At 47.5% G+C, this 12750-nt stretch carries 15 protein-coding genes; 3 read left to right on the top strand and 12 right to left on the bottom strand.

Annotation, left to right across the window (positions count from 1 at the left end; all coding sequences use genetic code 11):
• Positions 1-128 precede the first annotated feature (128 nt).
• Positions 129-1856, top strand: coding sequence for an ArnT family glycosyltransferase (locus tag ICN12_RS03860; RefSeq protein WP_216270715.1), 1728 nt, complete (start codon positions 129-131; stop codon positions 1854-1856).
• A 3-nt stretch (positions 1857-1859) separates the two neighbouring features.
• Entirely contained in the window at positions 1860-3251 is a 1392-nt protein-coding gene (locus ICN12_RS03865; RefSeq protein ID WP_216270716.1) for an MATE family efflux transporter, read from the top strand.
• A 24-nt stretch (positions 3252-3275) separates the two neighbouring features.
• On the opposite strand, the gene ICN12_RS03870 is transcribed toward ICN12_RS03865, so the two are convergent.
• The 5 genes from ICN12_RS03870 to ICN12_RS03890 all read right to left on the bottom strand — a co-directional run bounded on the left by ICN12_RS03870 (position 3276) and on the right by ICN12_RS03890 (position 6184).
• Entirely contained in the window at positions 3276-3773 is a 498-nt protein-coding gene (locus tag ICN12_RS03870) for a hypothetical protein (protein WP_216270717.1), read from the bottom strand.
• Positions 3774-3810: 37 nt separating this feature from the next.
• Entirely contained in the window at positions 3811-4302 is a 492-nt protein-coding gene (locus ICN12_RS03875) for a hypothetical protein (protein WP_216270718.1), read from the bottom strand.
• A gap of 136 nt (positions 4303-4438) precedes the next feature.
• Positions 4439-5437 carry a Bug family tripartite tricarboxylate transporter substrate binding protein gene (locus ICN12_RS03880; RefSeq protein ID WP_216270719.1) on the bottom strand — a complete coding sequence of 333 codons (999 nt, stop codon included), beginning with the start codon at positions 5435-5437 and terminating at the stop codon, positions 4439-4441.
• Positions 5438-5455: 18 nt separating this feature from the next.
• Positions 5456-6019, bottom strand: a complete 564-nt coding sequence (locus ICN12_RS03885; protein ID WP_216270720.1) for a disulfide bond formation protein B — start codon at positions 6017-6019, stop codon at positions 5456-5458.
• Positions 6020-6025: 6 nt separating this feature from the next.
• Positions 6026-6184, bottom strand: a complete 159-nt coding sequence (locus ICN12_RS03890; protein WP_216270721.1) for a DUF5993 family protein — start codon at positions 6182-6184, stop codon at positions 6026-6028.
• Positions 6185-6259: 75 nt separating this feature from the next.
• On the opposite strand from ICN12_RS03890, the gene ICN12_RS03895 reads away from it, so the two are divergent.
• Complete coding sequence (locus ICN12_RS03895) at positions 6260-7033, top strand: enoyl-CoA hydratase/isomerase family protein (RefSeq protein ID WP_216270722.1); 774 nt, start codon at positions 6260-6262, stop codon at positions 7031-7033.
• A 25-nt stretch (positions 7034-7058) separates the two neighbouring features.
• Here ICN12_RS03895 and ICN12_RS03900 read toward each other — a convergent pair whose 3' ends face one another.
• From ICN12_RS03900 to ICN12_RS03930, 7 genes are all read right to left on the bottom strand, one after another.
• Positions 7059-7751 (bottom strand): fumarylacetoacetate hydrolase family protein, encoded by a 693-nt coding sequence (locus tag ICN12_RS03900; protein ID WP_216270723.1) that lies wholly within the window; start codon positions 7749-7751, stop codon positions 7059-7061.
• A gap of 75 nt (positions 7752-7826) precedes the next feature.
• The gene (locus ICN12_RS03905) at positions 7827-8102 is read right to left on the bottom strand and encodes an SWEET family sugar transporter (RefSeq protein WP_216270724.1); all 276 of its coding nucleotides are present in this window, start codon (positions 8100-8102) and stop codon (positions 7827-7829) included.
• 16 nt (positions 8103-8118) lie between these two features.
• Positions 8119-8511 carry a c-type cytochrome gene (locus ICN12_RS03910; RefSeq protein ID WP_216270725.1) on the bottom strand — a complete coding sequence of 131 codons (393 nt, stop codon included), beginning with the start codon at positions 8509-8511 and terminating at the stop codon, positions 8119-8121.
• A gap of 94 nt (positions 8512-8605) precedes the next feature.
• Entirely contained in the window at positions 8606-10519 is a 1914-nt protein-coding gene (gene feoB, locus ICN12_RS03915; RefSeq protein ID WP_216270726.1) for a ferrous iron transporter B, read from the bottom strand.
• Positions 10520-10521: 2 nt separating this feature from the next.
• The gene (locus tag ICN12_RS03920; RefSeq protein WP_216270727.1) at positions 10522-10761 is read right to left on the bottom strand and encodes a FeoA family protein; all 240 of its coding nucleotides are present in this window, start codon (positions 10759-10761) and stop codon (positions 10522-10524) included.
• Positions 10762-10910: 149 nt separating this feature from the next.
• Positions 10911-11684: a molybdate ABC transporter substrate-binding protein gene (gene modA / locus ICN12_RS03925; RefSeq protein ID WP_216270728.1), complete on the bottom strand. Its 774-nt coding sequence runs from the start codon at positions 11682-11684 to the stop codon at positions 10911-10913.
• Between the two features lie 10 nt (positions 11685-11694).
• The gene (locus ICN12_RS03930; protein WP_216270729.1) at positions 11695-12720 is read right to left on the bottom strand and encodes a substrate-binding domain-containing protein; all 1026 of its coding nucleotides are present in this window, start codon (positions 12718-12720) and stop codon (positions 11695-11697) included.
• Between the last annotated feature and the right edge of the window lie 30 nt (positions 12721-12750).

Consider the following 12750-nt stretch of genomic DNA (forward strand, 5'->3'; position numbering starts at 1 on the left):
AGACTTACTCAAGATAGGGGTTGGGCATTCACCCTCCCCTGCGAGATAATCAAGGCAGCGTTTGCTGCCTTTTTTATTACCTGCTGTAGATGTACTAATTGCATTGCCCTACTTGAGCCACCTAACGCATGGTTAAACTCACCGCCGCCGCCACTACCTCGATTCCACGCATCATTATTTTTGCGTTGACCTTGGTCTATGGTCTCGCCGGACTCTTTGCGCGCGATCCCTGGAAGAACGAAGATGCAATCGGATTTGGGGGCATGTGGACTTTGCAGCATGGCAAAGCACTCGATTGGATTGTTCCGCATCTCGCCGGTCGTGATGTTTCTCTTGGGGCACCTTTTCCGTATTGGCTAGGTGCCACCCTGATGGATCTGTTTGGTCCATTGATCGGCATGAGTAATGCTGCTCGCCTATATTCCGCAGTCTGCTTCTTTGCATCTGCTTTGGCGATTTGGTATGCAACTTATTTACTGGGTCGTCGCCAAGAAGTGCAACCCATGGCACTTGCTGTTGGCGGTCAACCGGGTCGTAAAAACTATGGCATGACACTAGCTGATGGCGCTCTGCTAATTTTCTTGGCCTGCATCGGCCTTGCTCAGCGCGCACATGAGACCACGCCAATGATGGCGCAACTCATGGGTATCAGCATCGTGTTGTACGGCACTGTGCGCGGTTTAGACAAGCCCTGGCAAGGCGGCTTATGGACAGGCCTTGGTATTACCATCGCGGCGCTCTCTAGCAACCTTACCCTTGCTTTAATTGTGGTGAGCTCAACCATCATTGCCGTCATTGCCAGTAGTGCGAAGTTACGTTTTCGCTGGACATTAACCAGTACGGTATTGGGTCTGATTGGTTTTGCGCTCTGGCCCGCGCTTTGGTATCTAGGGAGCCTGACTCCAGAATGGCGTCATATCGCTGAAGAAGGCTGGCGCAATATGCCAGAAATGCGCTCCACTCCATCGATTGAGTCGCTCGGGTTCTTGAGCGTGAACTTCTGGGCCTATGCCTGGCCAGTTTGGCCATTAGCAATAATCTCTCTCGCCCATTGGGGTCGAGCGAAAGAAGCAGGTCAATGGCGTGCACCCCATCTTTGCATTCCGCTGAGTTTATTTATTGGCTGCTTGATTTATGTTTTGTTCAGATTAGAGGCCAATGAGCACGACCTCATTATTTTGATTCCCAGTCTGTCCATCATTGCTGCATTTAGCTTACCCATTCTTAAGCGCGGCTTGATTAGTTTTATTGACTGGTTTGCGATGTTTAGCTTCACGATGATTGCCTTAGCTATTTGGATTATTTGGCTAGCAAAGGTCACTGGCTTTCCAGAATCGACTGCTGCAAATATTGCAAGGCTATTGCCTGGCTTTCAGGCGCAGTTTGATTACATTGGTTTTGTTGTTGCCCTCATCATTACCGGTATATGGTTAGCGATTGTGCGCTGGAGAACTTCTCGTGCACCTAAGGAAATCTGGCGCTGCCTCATCATCTCCGCATCAGGCACTACGCTGATGTGGGTCTTGCTAATGACCTTGTGGTTACCCACGATCAATTACGCTAAAACCTATCGCTATGTTTCTGATCGTCTAGAAACCATTATTGCCAATACCCCAGGGTGTATTGACACCACCAATCTTGGACCAGCTCAGCTAGCCTCATTTAGCTACTTCACCAAACTTCCTTTGCGCGATGATCCTAGCTGCAATCTCATGCTGACCCATAGCTCTTTAGAAGCTAAGGCATACGCCAGCCTCAATAAAAAGAAAATTGAATTACTCTGGGAAGATCGTCGCGCCGCCGACCGTGATGAGCGCCTACGCCTCTACCAAATTACGCCTGTCGGTAAAGAATAAATCGTGTTGCACTTTAAGTTATCGCGTTTGCGCGAGGATATCCCCTCCCTACTCAAACTAGCTGGTCCATTGCTCATTGGTCAGCTAGCAGTAATCACCTTTGGCGTCTTAGATACCGCCATGATCGCCCGCTATTCTGCTGACGATCTAGCAGCCCTCGCCATGGCTTCAGCAATCTTTATTAGCGTTTACGTCGGTCTCACTGGTGTGATCTCAGCGCTTGCACCAATTGCTGGACAACTCTTTGGCGCAAAACGTTTTAGTGAGATAGGGGAAGAGGTTCGTCAGGCAACCTGGTTGGCGGTGGGTCTCACCATCTTTGGCGCTTTGATCTTATTAAATGCAGACCATCTCTTAAGAATCTCGCAGGTAACACCCGCCATTGAAGCGAAGGCACGCCTCTATTTGGATATTCTGGCGATCGGATTGCCGGCGAGCATGGCGATGCGTGTCTTAATGGCTTTGCACAATGCAGTCTCTAGACCGGCAGTCATTACAGTAGTGCAATTAATAGGCTTGGGCTTAAAGTTACCACTCAATCTCTTATTTATTTATGGTGGTCTTGGTATTGAGGGAATGGGTGGCCCTGGTTGCGCAGTAGCGACTGTCATCATCAACTGGTTCTGGCTCCTCATCACTTTGGGCTTTGTGCTCTTTGATGGCTTCTATCGCCCCTTTAAAATCTTTGCGCGTTTTAGCTGGCCTGACTGGCACCGTATCTGGACCCTTCTTAAATTAGGTGCACCGATTGGCTTTAGCTACTTGATTGAAGTAACGTCTTTTACCTTCATGTCGCTATTTATTGCGCGCTTAGGCACAACTGCGTTGGCGGGTCATCAGATAGTAGCCAATATGGGTACCGTGATTTATATGGTGCCGCTATCCATATCCATCGCCACCATGACCTTAGTCTCGCAATCGATTGGCGCAGATCAACAAGAGCGTGCCGAGGAAATTGGCTGGTCCTCAGTATTCTTCACCACGGCGCTGTGCATCTCGATTGGTATTGCAGTCTGGATCTTTAGAATTGAGCTCTTAGATCTTTATGATCCGCCAGAAGAAGTAAAAGTGTTTTCGATTCCACTCTTTTTGTTTATCGCCTTCTACCAAGTCTTTGATGCCTTGCAAATTACTGCGGCATTTATTCTGCGAGCCTATCGCATTGCCTTTTGGCCGATGCTCATTTACGCAGGCTCACTGTGGGGCGTTGGCTTAGGTGGTGGCTACTTGATGGGCTTTAATGTATTGGGCAATACCCCAGAATTTTTACAAGGGGCAAACGGCTTTTGGGCTGGTAATAGCATGAGCCTTGGATTGGCTGCGCTTCTACTGCTCTACCTCTTTAGAAAAACGGCGGCGCGCTTTGAGAAAACGCATCCGCCGGTAGAGGTCTAAGTATTTCAGATTCTTTTTTTGAATTTACTGAATTAACTTATAACTACCTGGTGCACCAGCAGGATTACTAGGAGGCGGCGCGTAGCCTGGGCCACCCTGGGTAGGGTAACTTGGCACTTGATTGCCTTTGGAGTACATGCATTGCTGATAAGCAATGTTGTACTGAGTCTGGGATTGGTTTTGCTTGCCAGCCGAGTTCATGGCACCTAGAGCGGCGCCACCGAGCAAGCCAACACCTGCGCCAGTACCAATATTCTGACTGCTCCCCCCTTGAATTACTGCCCCAGCGGCTGCGCCCAATGCAGCGCCAATAGCGGCGCTAGTAGCACCTTCTTTTAAGGCAGCATTGCTAGTATCTTTGACTGCATTTGCAGCAAACTCACGGCACTGCTGATCTTCTTGCTGGAACACTTCAAAAGGTTTGCCTTCGCGAGGCATGATCGCAATAGTAGGACCCGTTGGCGCTGAGACACAGGCCGCTAAAGAGCCAATCATGACGAGAGTGAGTACAGCACGTTTCATATTCAATCCTTAAATCGTATTCAGTTAATCAGAAGCTTTAATTGTGGCGCTGCCTAGGCGATGCATTACTTGATGGCGGCATTGCAGGTTGCGTTTGCCAACCTGAAGCGCAACTTTGCACATAGGGAAAATATTGACCGCTAGCCTCGCAGTAATACCAGATTGGAGGTTGAGGCTGAGAAGCCAAAACCAAAGGCTGCGGCGGAGCTGCATAAGTAACTACGGGTGGAGCTGCATAGACTACTGGGGGTGCATAGTAACCCGCCGCGTAAGGATAGCCATAGCCATAGCCAGGGCCGTAAGCACCTCTCCAGCCTGGACCCCAGCCACCACCCCAACCCGGGCCGTATGCCGCTGGACGCCAACCGCCTCCATAGCCTCCGCCGTAACCACCACCAACCGAAACAGCCCAGCCGACATTGCCTGCTTGAGCCGTTGCGGGAGCAAGTGCGAATAAACCCGCCGTCGCTAGGAGCGCCAGGATTGTTTTAGATGCAGTAGATTTGAAATGCTTTTGATTTGTGTTCATAGTGGACCCCATTAATTGGTCGCCTCCTACTACCTTTAACGCTTCATCCAATTCCAGGCTGACAGGAATTGGGCTTTTATTAGCTTATTTATTAACTTATTTATTAACTTAATTATTGTTTTGCTAAAGAGGCCAACTACTCTAATTTTGCGCCTGATCTGTAAATTACTCTACCCCATTTATTGGTCTCAGCCTGGATCAGCCTGGAGAGCTCTTGAGGGCTTCCGGGTGCAGGGTCAAGACCGCCTGCGAGGAGCTTGTTTCTGACGTCGGGTTGATTGAGGGTTTGGCGAGTCAGGGTATTTAAGCGTTTTTGCACGGCTGGAGGGAGATTTGCTGGTGCCATGAGCGAGAACCACGAGGTTGCCTCAAATCCCGGTAAGCCTTGTTCAGCCATTGTCGGAATCTCTGGAGCTGCTGGAGAGCGTTTTAGAGTGGTTACTGCCAAAGCCTGCACCTCTCCGGCCTTAATGAGCGGCAAAGATGAAGACAGATTATCAAAAAGCATCGAAATCCGGCCGCTAATTAGATCGGGTAAAGATTGCGCTCTACCTTTGTAAGGAATGTGGCGGATCTGTACACCCGTCATCTCCTTGAAGAGTTCGCCCGACATATGCAAAGAAGTGCCAACACCAGATGAACCAAAAGTCAGCTCATTGGGCTTTGCTTTAGCCAAATCGATCAACTCATGCAAATTGCTCACACCTAGCTTCTTGTTTACAACCAGCACATTAGGCGTACTCGCTAGAAAACTAATGGGCGTGAAATCATTAATCGGATGAAAAGACATCTTGTCATAGAGGGCGCCGTTGATCGTATGAATACCCACCGTACCAATTAATAAGGTGTAGCCATCCGGCTCACTTTTTGCGACTACATCGGCACCGATGTTGCCACCATAGCCAGGTCGGTTCTCAACCAGAACTGGGACACCTAAACTTTGCTGCCAACTCTCAGCTAAAACGCGCGCCAAAATATCAGGCGCCCCACCTGGGGTAAAAGTTACAACAATCCGAATAGCTTGTTTAGGCCAAGTAGCATTGGCTTTTGAAGTTTGAGCCTGAGTGGCATGAGAAAAACTAAGGGTTGCAAGCAGTACTACCAAGCCCTTGAACAGCTTTGAAGCAACCATCATGAAATCCCTAGTGATAAATTAAAAACCAAAACGCGTACGCAACCACAACCATCCGTCGTATTTAACGGGGTCATCAGCACAAGGGCCAATGCCACACTCAAGCAGAGTAGACGCTAGATTGGCAAAAACGATGATGATGAATAAGATCACCAAGGCATTTGCAAACAGCGAGCGTGAACGAATATCACGATTAGGCAACATGAGCAAAATAGCAAGGCCGGCAATCAGACCCACATAAGCAACAAAAGCCCAAGTATAAAAATGGAGCTCTAGAAAAGTGGCGCCAAATCCTTTGTCACCCGGTAAAACATGCAAGAGCACTTGGCGCAAAGAAACCATCATGCCAACTAAGCCACCAATAATGCCCCAACCGTAATGCGCCGAATGCGCACCGCAGCGGACATTAAGAACCAGCGCAAAACCAATAATCACAAAACCCATGCGCTGCATCAGACAGAGAGGACAAGGTAATTCACCAAAGTAGAGTTGATCAACAAAGGCATAGGACAGCATGCCAATGATCGCCACTAAAGCCAGCTGATTGCCAAGGGCTGCTAGAGAAGGAAAGGCATGCTTACTCACAGTTGCTCACAGGCTGATATTGAGATGGCTTGTAGCATGGACTCGGAACCAGAACATCAGAATACCGACGGTAATGGCAAGCACAACTAAACCAGCCAGCCGTTTCTCAAACCAAACGAGGACAAGGCCGATGAAGGCTGTCAGGAAAGGTAGAAACATATACATAGAAGAATTCTATCGCAGGTCGATCTTGACCCTAAAAACAAGCGTTCAGAAGGGTCTTTTGTATAGAATGAAGCCATGAACTCCACGCCACCCTGCATCAATCTAGAGCTTGACGAATCCATTGCCCATATTACCTTTAATAATCCTACAGCGCGCAATGCCTTAACGTGGCCCATGTATGAAGAGCTCAAACGGATTTGTGATGACTTAGCCAATAGACCAGAAATTCGGGTGGCAATTTTTAGAGGCGCTGGAGATAAAGCCTTTGTCTCAGGCAGCGATATTCAGCAGTTTGTTGACCTAAAAGAAAATGAGGCTTATGAAGTTGCAGTCGATACCATTTTTCATTCCTTGCAACATTTACCTATTCCAACAATTGCCCTGATTGAAGGTTTAGCAGTGGGTAGCGGGCTACTGATTGCCACCGCATGTGATTTCAGAATCTCTACAAGTGATGCCCGTTTTGGGATTCCAGTGGCTAAGACTTTAGGTAACTGTTTATCACCGAGCAATCTCTCCTGGATCGCTAATCACTTGGGTGTGCCGATGGTCAAACGTATGCTATTGAGCGCAGAGCTGATCAAGGCGCCAGAGTTACTCAACTCAGGCTATCTCTATCAAACTACTTCGCCCGATGAAATCGTTGAAGCGACTGAAGTCTTGGCCAACAAATTAGCAGTGCTAGCCCCAATTACACAAAAAGTGAGCAAAGTCACTTTAGCGCGCTTGATGGAGAGCAATCTTCCCGATTGCACAGAATTAATGCGAGAGACTTATAACAGCGTGGACTTCAAGGAAGGGGTAAATGCCTTTCTGGAAGCACGTCCGCCAAAGTGGCTTGGAAAATAAATCTTCCAAACCATGCAGGGCTTAATTACACAATCTTGATTTTCAGTGGCGCCAAACCTTCAACTGTTCCTTCAAGTACATCGCCCTTCTTCACCGGACCAACACCTGCAGGCGTGCCTGACATAATCAAATCGCCTGGCTCCAGCGTAAATAGAGTGGAGAGATAAGCGATGGTATCAGGCACATTCCAAATCAATTGATTTAAGTCGCCCTCTTGGCGCACCTCACCGTTTACCAATAACTTGACCGTACCTTTATTAGGGTGCCCACACTGAGCGGCAGGTGTAATAGCTGCACAAGGCGCGGATTGGTCAAAAGCTTTACCGGTATCCCAAGGGCGCCCCATCTTTTTAGCTTCGCCCTGCAAATCACGGCGAGTCATATCGAGACCAACACCGTAACCATAAACATGCTCAAGCGCTTTATCAGCAGCAATATTGGCACCGCCCTTACCGATGGCTACAACCATCTCAATCTCGTGATGCACATCATTTGAGAGATTGGGGTATTGCATATCTCTGCCATCAGCCACAATCGAGTTAGCTGGTTTCATGAAAAAGAATGGTGGTTCACGATCTGGATCATGGCCCATCTCACGCGCGTGATCAGCATAGTTACGACCGACACAATAAATACGGTTCACTGCAAAACGACGGGTGTCACCCACCACCGGAAGCGAAGTGACAATAGGTGGATCAATAACGTATGCAGTGCTCATGAATAGCCTTTCTGATTGGAGTCTCGTTTTTAATAATTTTTATGTGAATTAATTATGACACTACTTAAACGAATGTCATTTGGGTTTGCTAGTGCGAAGCTTGAGCACCAGAATGCTCAGGGCCAGGGCAAAGGTCAAGGCATTAGCCAAAATCAGGGGCCACTTTTCAATAATGAGGCCGTAGATCAGCCATAAACCTACGCCCGCAGTAAATAAGCTATACATCCCCACCGAGATCCCCGAGAGATCCCGGGTGCGCCATGATTGAATGGCCTGCGGCAGAAAAGCAATCGTCGTCAGAAAGGCGGCGCAGTAACCAATGATCTCAATCTGATGTGACTGTAGATTCATTGGGCGGACTGCTAGCCTATTGCTTTTGATTCAAGCCAGCTTTGCGTGATTCGATTTCTTTATTAATTGCAGCCAAGGTTTTTGCATCAGGTGACTTCCAGTTAGCACCAGAACGATTCACCATATATATCAATGCATCTGAAAAGCCTTCGATATTCAGATTTGGATTGCCGCCCTTTGGCGGCATAGCCCGAACACCAACATAAGCATGGGCAGTGATGATGACTTGGCCTTCAGCAATTAACGGAGCCCATTTAGTTTTATCACCTAACTTAGGGGCATTCAAAACACCAGAATTGTGACAGGCTGCGCAGACTTGCTTATAGGTATTCTCACCAGGCTCAGCAAATGCACTAAAGCTCACAGTACAGGCGGCAACAAGAATCAGGGGGCGGAGGGATAAGTTCATAGGGTCACCAATCAGCAGTTATCAGTAGTTACAAGCAGTTAATTGTTACACATACAATTTAACTCGATTTTATAATGGATGCCCTAAATTAGCCCTAAGCTAAGCCAAAATAACTTGCCACCCTATAAGTAATAAAGGCTGCTAGATAGGCTAAGCCAAAGAGGTAGCTCAGCATAATGACTGGAATCTTCCAGCCGCCGGTTTCTCTTTTCACCGCCGCAATCGTTGACAGGCACTGCGGGGCAAAGACAAACCAAGCCAGCAGAGATAAAGCGGTTGCCAAACTCCAGCCTTTAGAAATTAAAGGCAGCAAAGCATCTGCCGCATCTGCGCCTGAGCTAGAAAGAGCGTAAACCGTAGCCAAGGAGCTCACGACAACTTCACGAGCTGCCATACCAGGAACTAAAGCAATACTGATTTGCCAATTAAAACCAATGGGCTCAAAAATGACTGCCAGGGCTTGACCCATCATTCCAGCAACACTGTATTGAATGGGTGAGCCAGTAGCACCCTCTGGCGGAAGTGGAAAACTGGAGAGTGCCCATAGACACACCGTCATGATGAGAATAATTCCGCCCACTCGACGCAAGAATATTTCTGCACGTTGCCATAAACCAATTGCTAAGTTACCTAGGCGCGGCAAGTGATAACTTGGCAACTCCATCATCAAAGCATTGAGCTGGAATTTTTCACTCGTAAAGCGCTTTAATATCCAAGCAACAGCCATGGCACCCGCAATGCCAGCAACATAAAGTAAGAAAAGCACTAGGCCTTGTAAATCTAGGCCAGCCCATAATTTACGTTCAGGGATAAATGCTGAAATCAATAAGGCATACACCGGAAGACGCGCTGAGCAAGTCATCATCGGCGCAATCAAAATCGTGACCAAGCGATCGCGTGCATTCGAGATACTGCGGGTCGCCATGATTCCAGGAATCGCACAGGCAAAGCTAGACAAGAGCGGAATAAATGATCGGCCTGATAGGCCAACCCGCCCCATCAAGCGATCTAATAAGTAGGCGGCTCGAGGAAGGTAGCCAGACTCTTCCAAAATCAGAATAAAGAAATACAGAATCAAAATCTGGGGCAAGAAAATCAGTACGCCACCAGCCCCTGCCAAAATGCCGTCGACCAATAAACTGCGTAACCAATTATTTGGCAGTAATTGAGTTAATAGCGCACCGAGCCAATCTACTACAACTTCAATCGCTTCCATGGGTAGGGTAGCCCAAGTAAACACTGCCTGAAAGATAAAGAATAGAACAGCCGCCAAAATGACTGGGCCAAATACTGGATGGAGTAATACAGAATCCAAACGATCACTCAGACGATCCGAAATAATCTGGTCTAGGCCTAAATTCTGCAAAATATGCTGCACTTGTACATTGTCCGACTCAGTGTGAGCAGAATGGTCTGTGGATGTCTCAACGCCCTCATCAATATTGCTAGCGCATAAAGTCGATAAGTTTTTCCAATCCAATTCACTCAAATATTGTTTGAGCTCATCAGCACCATCAGACTGAATGCCAATGGTAGCAATCACGGGTAATCCCAACTCTTGAGACAAGGTCTGAGCGTCTACTGCTAGGCCTTGACGTTGAGCTACATCAACCATATTGAGCACAACTACACAGGGCAACCCTAGGCGTTTTGCTGACAACACCAATCGTAGATTGCGCCTGAGGTTCATAGCATTGAGAACACACAGCACGAGGTCTGGGCGCTTTTCGCCTTCGGCATTGCCATGAAGAACATTGCAGGTCACCCGCTCATCCAAAGAGCGTGGATACAAACTGTAGGCTCCAGGCAAATCTAAGACGCGAATGACTTTTTCAGATTCGAGCGTTAAACGCCCTTCTTTTCTTTCAACGGTAACGCCGGAATAATTAGCCACCTTCTGGCGACTTCCCGTCAGCAAATTGAATAGTGCCGTTTTGCCGCAATTGGGATTACCTAGCAAGGCAACTAAGGGCTCACTTGGGAAGAAATGAATCTTGGATTCAGACATGCTTAAAGAATTTCTACCTCAACCATGCGGGCTTCGGATTCTCGCAAAGCAAATGTCGATGATCCAACCCTGATCAAAATGGGGCCTTGACCTAAAAATCCTTTGCGCAATACCTCTACCTGCTCGCCGGGCAAAAAGCCAATATCCTCAAGTTGACCTCGAATATCCTCCTGCTGATCGCCTGTATTGGCTATCTTACTAACCCGAGCTCTGGTGCCCGGGAGGATTTCTTCAAGATTCATATCTAGATTGACGAACTAACTGAATGGACTGTATTGGGTAATTATATCCCCACATGAGAATGAATATCATTCTCCAAGGATGGGATGCAGTGGTCAATAATCGCCGATTTAGACAGTCAGGATCTTGATTTAAAACAAAAATAGTCGACTTAGTCTTGCCTAGGGATGGAGTAACCGTGATTAAGCAGAATCTGCTTAGCAACTGCGCCTTGCAAATAGTCATACAGTGCGATGGCCGTTGGGGCCGGGTCTCGCTTTAGGACCATGCGCTGCTTGATGGGTGCATATAAATTATCTGGCAAGGCAATATATTGAATCGTTGCAGACAGCTCAGCAGATTTTGCCAAGGACAAAGCAGAAATGCCCACCTTAACGGCTCCAGTGCTAACGTAAACAGTCGCGATGGAAATGTTTTCTGCAAATATCACCCTGCCTTGAAGCTCGTCCCACATCTTCATGGATTGAAGATATTGAACCGAGGCTCTGCCATATGGCGCTAGATCTGGATTGGCAATCGCAATCTTCTTGGAATTCCTCAGCAAAGCTTTAATACTCTCCGGATCCGAACTTAAAGCAAGTCCGGCAGCAGAATTCGTAATGAGGGCTAAATGCCCTGCCGCATAAACTACTCCACGATCACGAGTTAGGCCCGCTTCAACCAAGCGCAATGGATAGGCCTCGTCTGCTGAAATAAATAAATCATATGGTGCGCCCTGCTTCATCTGACTCGCGAGGTTGCCAGAGGATCCATAAACAATGCGAACAGTTTTGCTTTGTGGATGAGCCTGCTTAAAGCCCTTATAGATCTCTTCAAATGCGGGCTTGAGATTGCTAGCAACGGCGACTGTTACCGATTGTGCGTAGGAAAAAGAAGCCAGAAAACTCCAGGCCATAAATCCCGCTAAGAAAAAGCGTTTCTTCATGAGTGCTAGTTTATAGCCAACCAGCAATCTGTTTCTTCAGGCCGATCGATTTATAGCCTGGGGTCTGGCCAGAGAGGGAGCGAATTTTCCGAATCAGTTTAGCGAGATCTTTATTGAGGCTCAACTCTTCACCCATAGCTAGAAAAAAGATTTCGTCCTTTAGTTGAATAAAGTCCAGGCCATTCTCGATGGCTACACTTTTAACGCCCATTCCCACATCCGCCTTCTTAGCCAGAATAGACATGGCAATCGCAGAATGCGTGAACTCTTCATTCTCGTAACCTTTTATGCCACGAGGATCTATATGCTCTTTACCTAAAATCGTATCCAATAGTAGTCGCGTTCCCGACCCTTTTTGTCGATTGATAAAGCGAATCTTGGGGCGCAATAGATCCTTTGGCGCATTGATATTGTGAGGATTACCTTTTGCAACCATCAGACCTTGAACACGCTTCATGACTGGAAAAATTTGCATTCCCTCTTTTTGCAGTCGCTTTGAAATAATTTGGGAGCTTTGTGGGTCCGACACATGAAAGCCTGCAATATCAACCTCGTAATTTAGAAGCCGCTCTAAGGCCTCGCCTGAACCTGCAGTAATCAACTCAAAGCCACCAATATCGAAAACGGATTTTTGAATAATCGGGTCGCTACTACTAGCAAGTCGCCACTGTTTTTTCGCCTTCACTCTAAATTGAGCAAAGCCTTCTTCCAAATGAGATAGGCTGGTCTGGCCCAAACGCATGGTCTTTTGATCAAAATCATCGGTAAATTGAATTAGGTATCTGGCGTATTCGGACAACTGGGAGCCATGGCCCCTCACCCGGTCCATCAACTTAAAACCGAGGGCCCGCTCAACATCATTGAGCTTTTGCCAAACATTTCTATAGGACAGGCCCATTTTTTTACAGGCAGACATCAAGGTTTTGCCGTGCTCGATGTCTTTTAACAGGCTTGTTAGCCATACCAAATCCACAACGGCCGGATCTTTGGCGTTCTTACTACCAAAAACGAGGGTGGGCCGTATCTGAATTCTCATATGTAATTTTTTGCATATTCATGTTTTGTA

Source organism: Polynucleobacter sp. AM-25C3 (genome assembly GCF_018882335.1).
In the GTDB taxonomy this organism is placed as follows: domain Bacteria; phylum Pseudomonadota; class Gammaproteobacteria; order Burkholderiales; family Burkholderiaceae; genus Polynucleobacter.

Coding starts and splice junctions, on each gene's coding strand:
- ICN12_RS03900 (WP_216270723.1), bottom strand. CDS start 7,751: ATGAGCACTGCATACGTTATTGATCCACCTATTGTCACTTCGCTTCCG.
- ICN12_RS03880 (WP_216270719.1), bottom strand. CDS start 5,437: ATGATGGTTGCTTCAAAGCTGTTCAAGGGCTTGGTAGTACTGCTTGCA.
- ICN12_RS03910 (WP_216270725.1), bottom strand. CDS start 8,511: ATGAACTTATCCCTCCGCCCCCTGATTCTTGTTGCCGCCTGTACTGTG.
- feoB (WP_216270726.1), bottom strand. CDS start 10,519: ATGTCTGAATCCAAGATTCATTTCTTCCCAAGTGAGCCCTTAGTTGCC.
- ICN12_RS03875 (WP_216270718.1), bottom strand. CDS start 4,302: ATGAACACAAATCAAAAGCATTTCAAATCTACTGCATCTAAAACAATC.
- modA (WP_216270728.1), bottom strand. CDS start 11,684: ATGAAGAAACGCTTTTTCTTAGCGGGATTTATGGCCTGGAGTTTTCTG.
- ICN12_RS03920 (WP_216270727.1), bottom strand. CDS start 10,761: ATGAATCTTGAAGAAATCCTCCCGGGCACCAGAGCTCGGGTTAGTAAG.
- ICN12_RS03905 (WP_216270724.1), bottom strand. CDS start 8,102: ATGAATCTACAGTCACATCAGATTGAGATCATTGGTTACTGCGCCGCC.
- ICN12_RS03860 (WP_216270715.1), top strand. CDS start 129: ATGGTTAAACTCACCGCCGCCGCCACTACCTCGATTCCACGCATCATT.
- ICN12_RS03890 (WP_216270721.1), bottom strand. CDS start 6,184: ATGTATATGTTTCTACCTTTCCTGACAGCCTTCATCGGCCTTGTCCTC.
- ICN12_RS03870 (WP_216270717.1), bottom strand. CDS start 3,773: ATGAAACGTGCTGTACTCACTCTCGTCATGATTGGCTCTTTAGCGGCC.
- ICN12_RS03930 (WP_216270729.1), bottom strand. CDS start 12,720: ATGAGAATTCAGATACGGCCCACCCTCGTTTTTGGTAGTAAGAACGCC.
- ICN12_RS03895 (WP_216270722.1), top strand. CDS start 6,260: ATGAACTCCACGCCACCCTGCATCAATCTAGAGCTTGACGAATCCATT.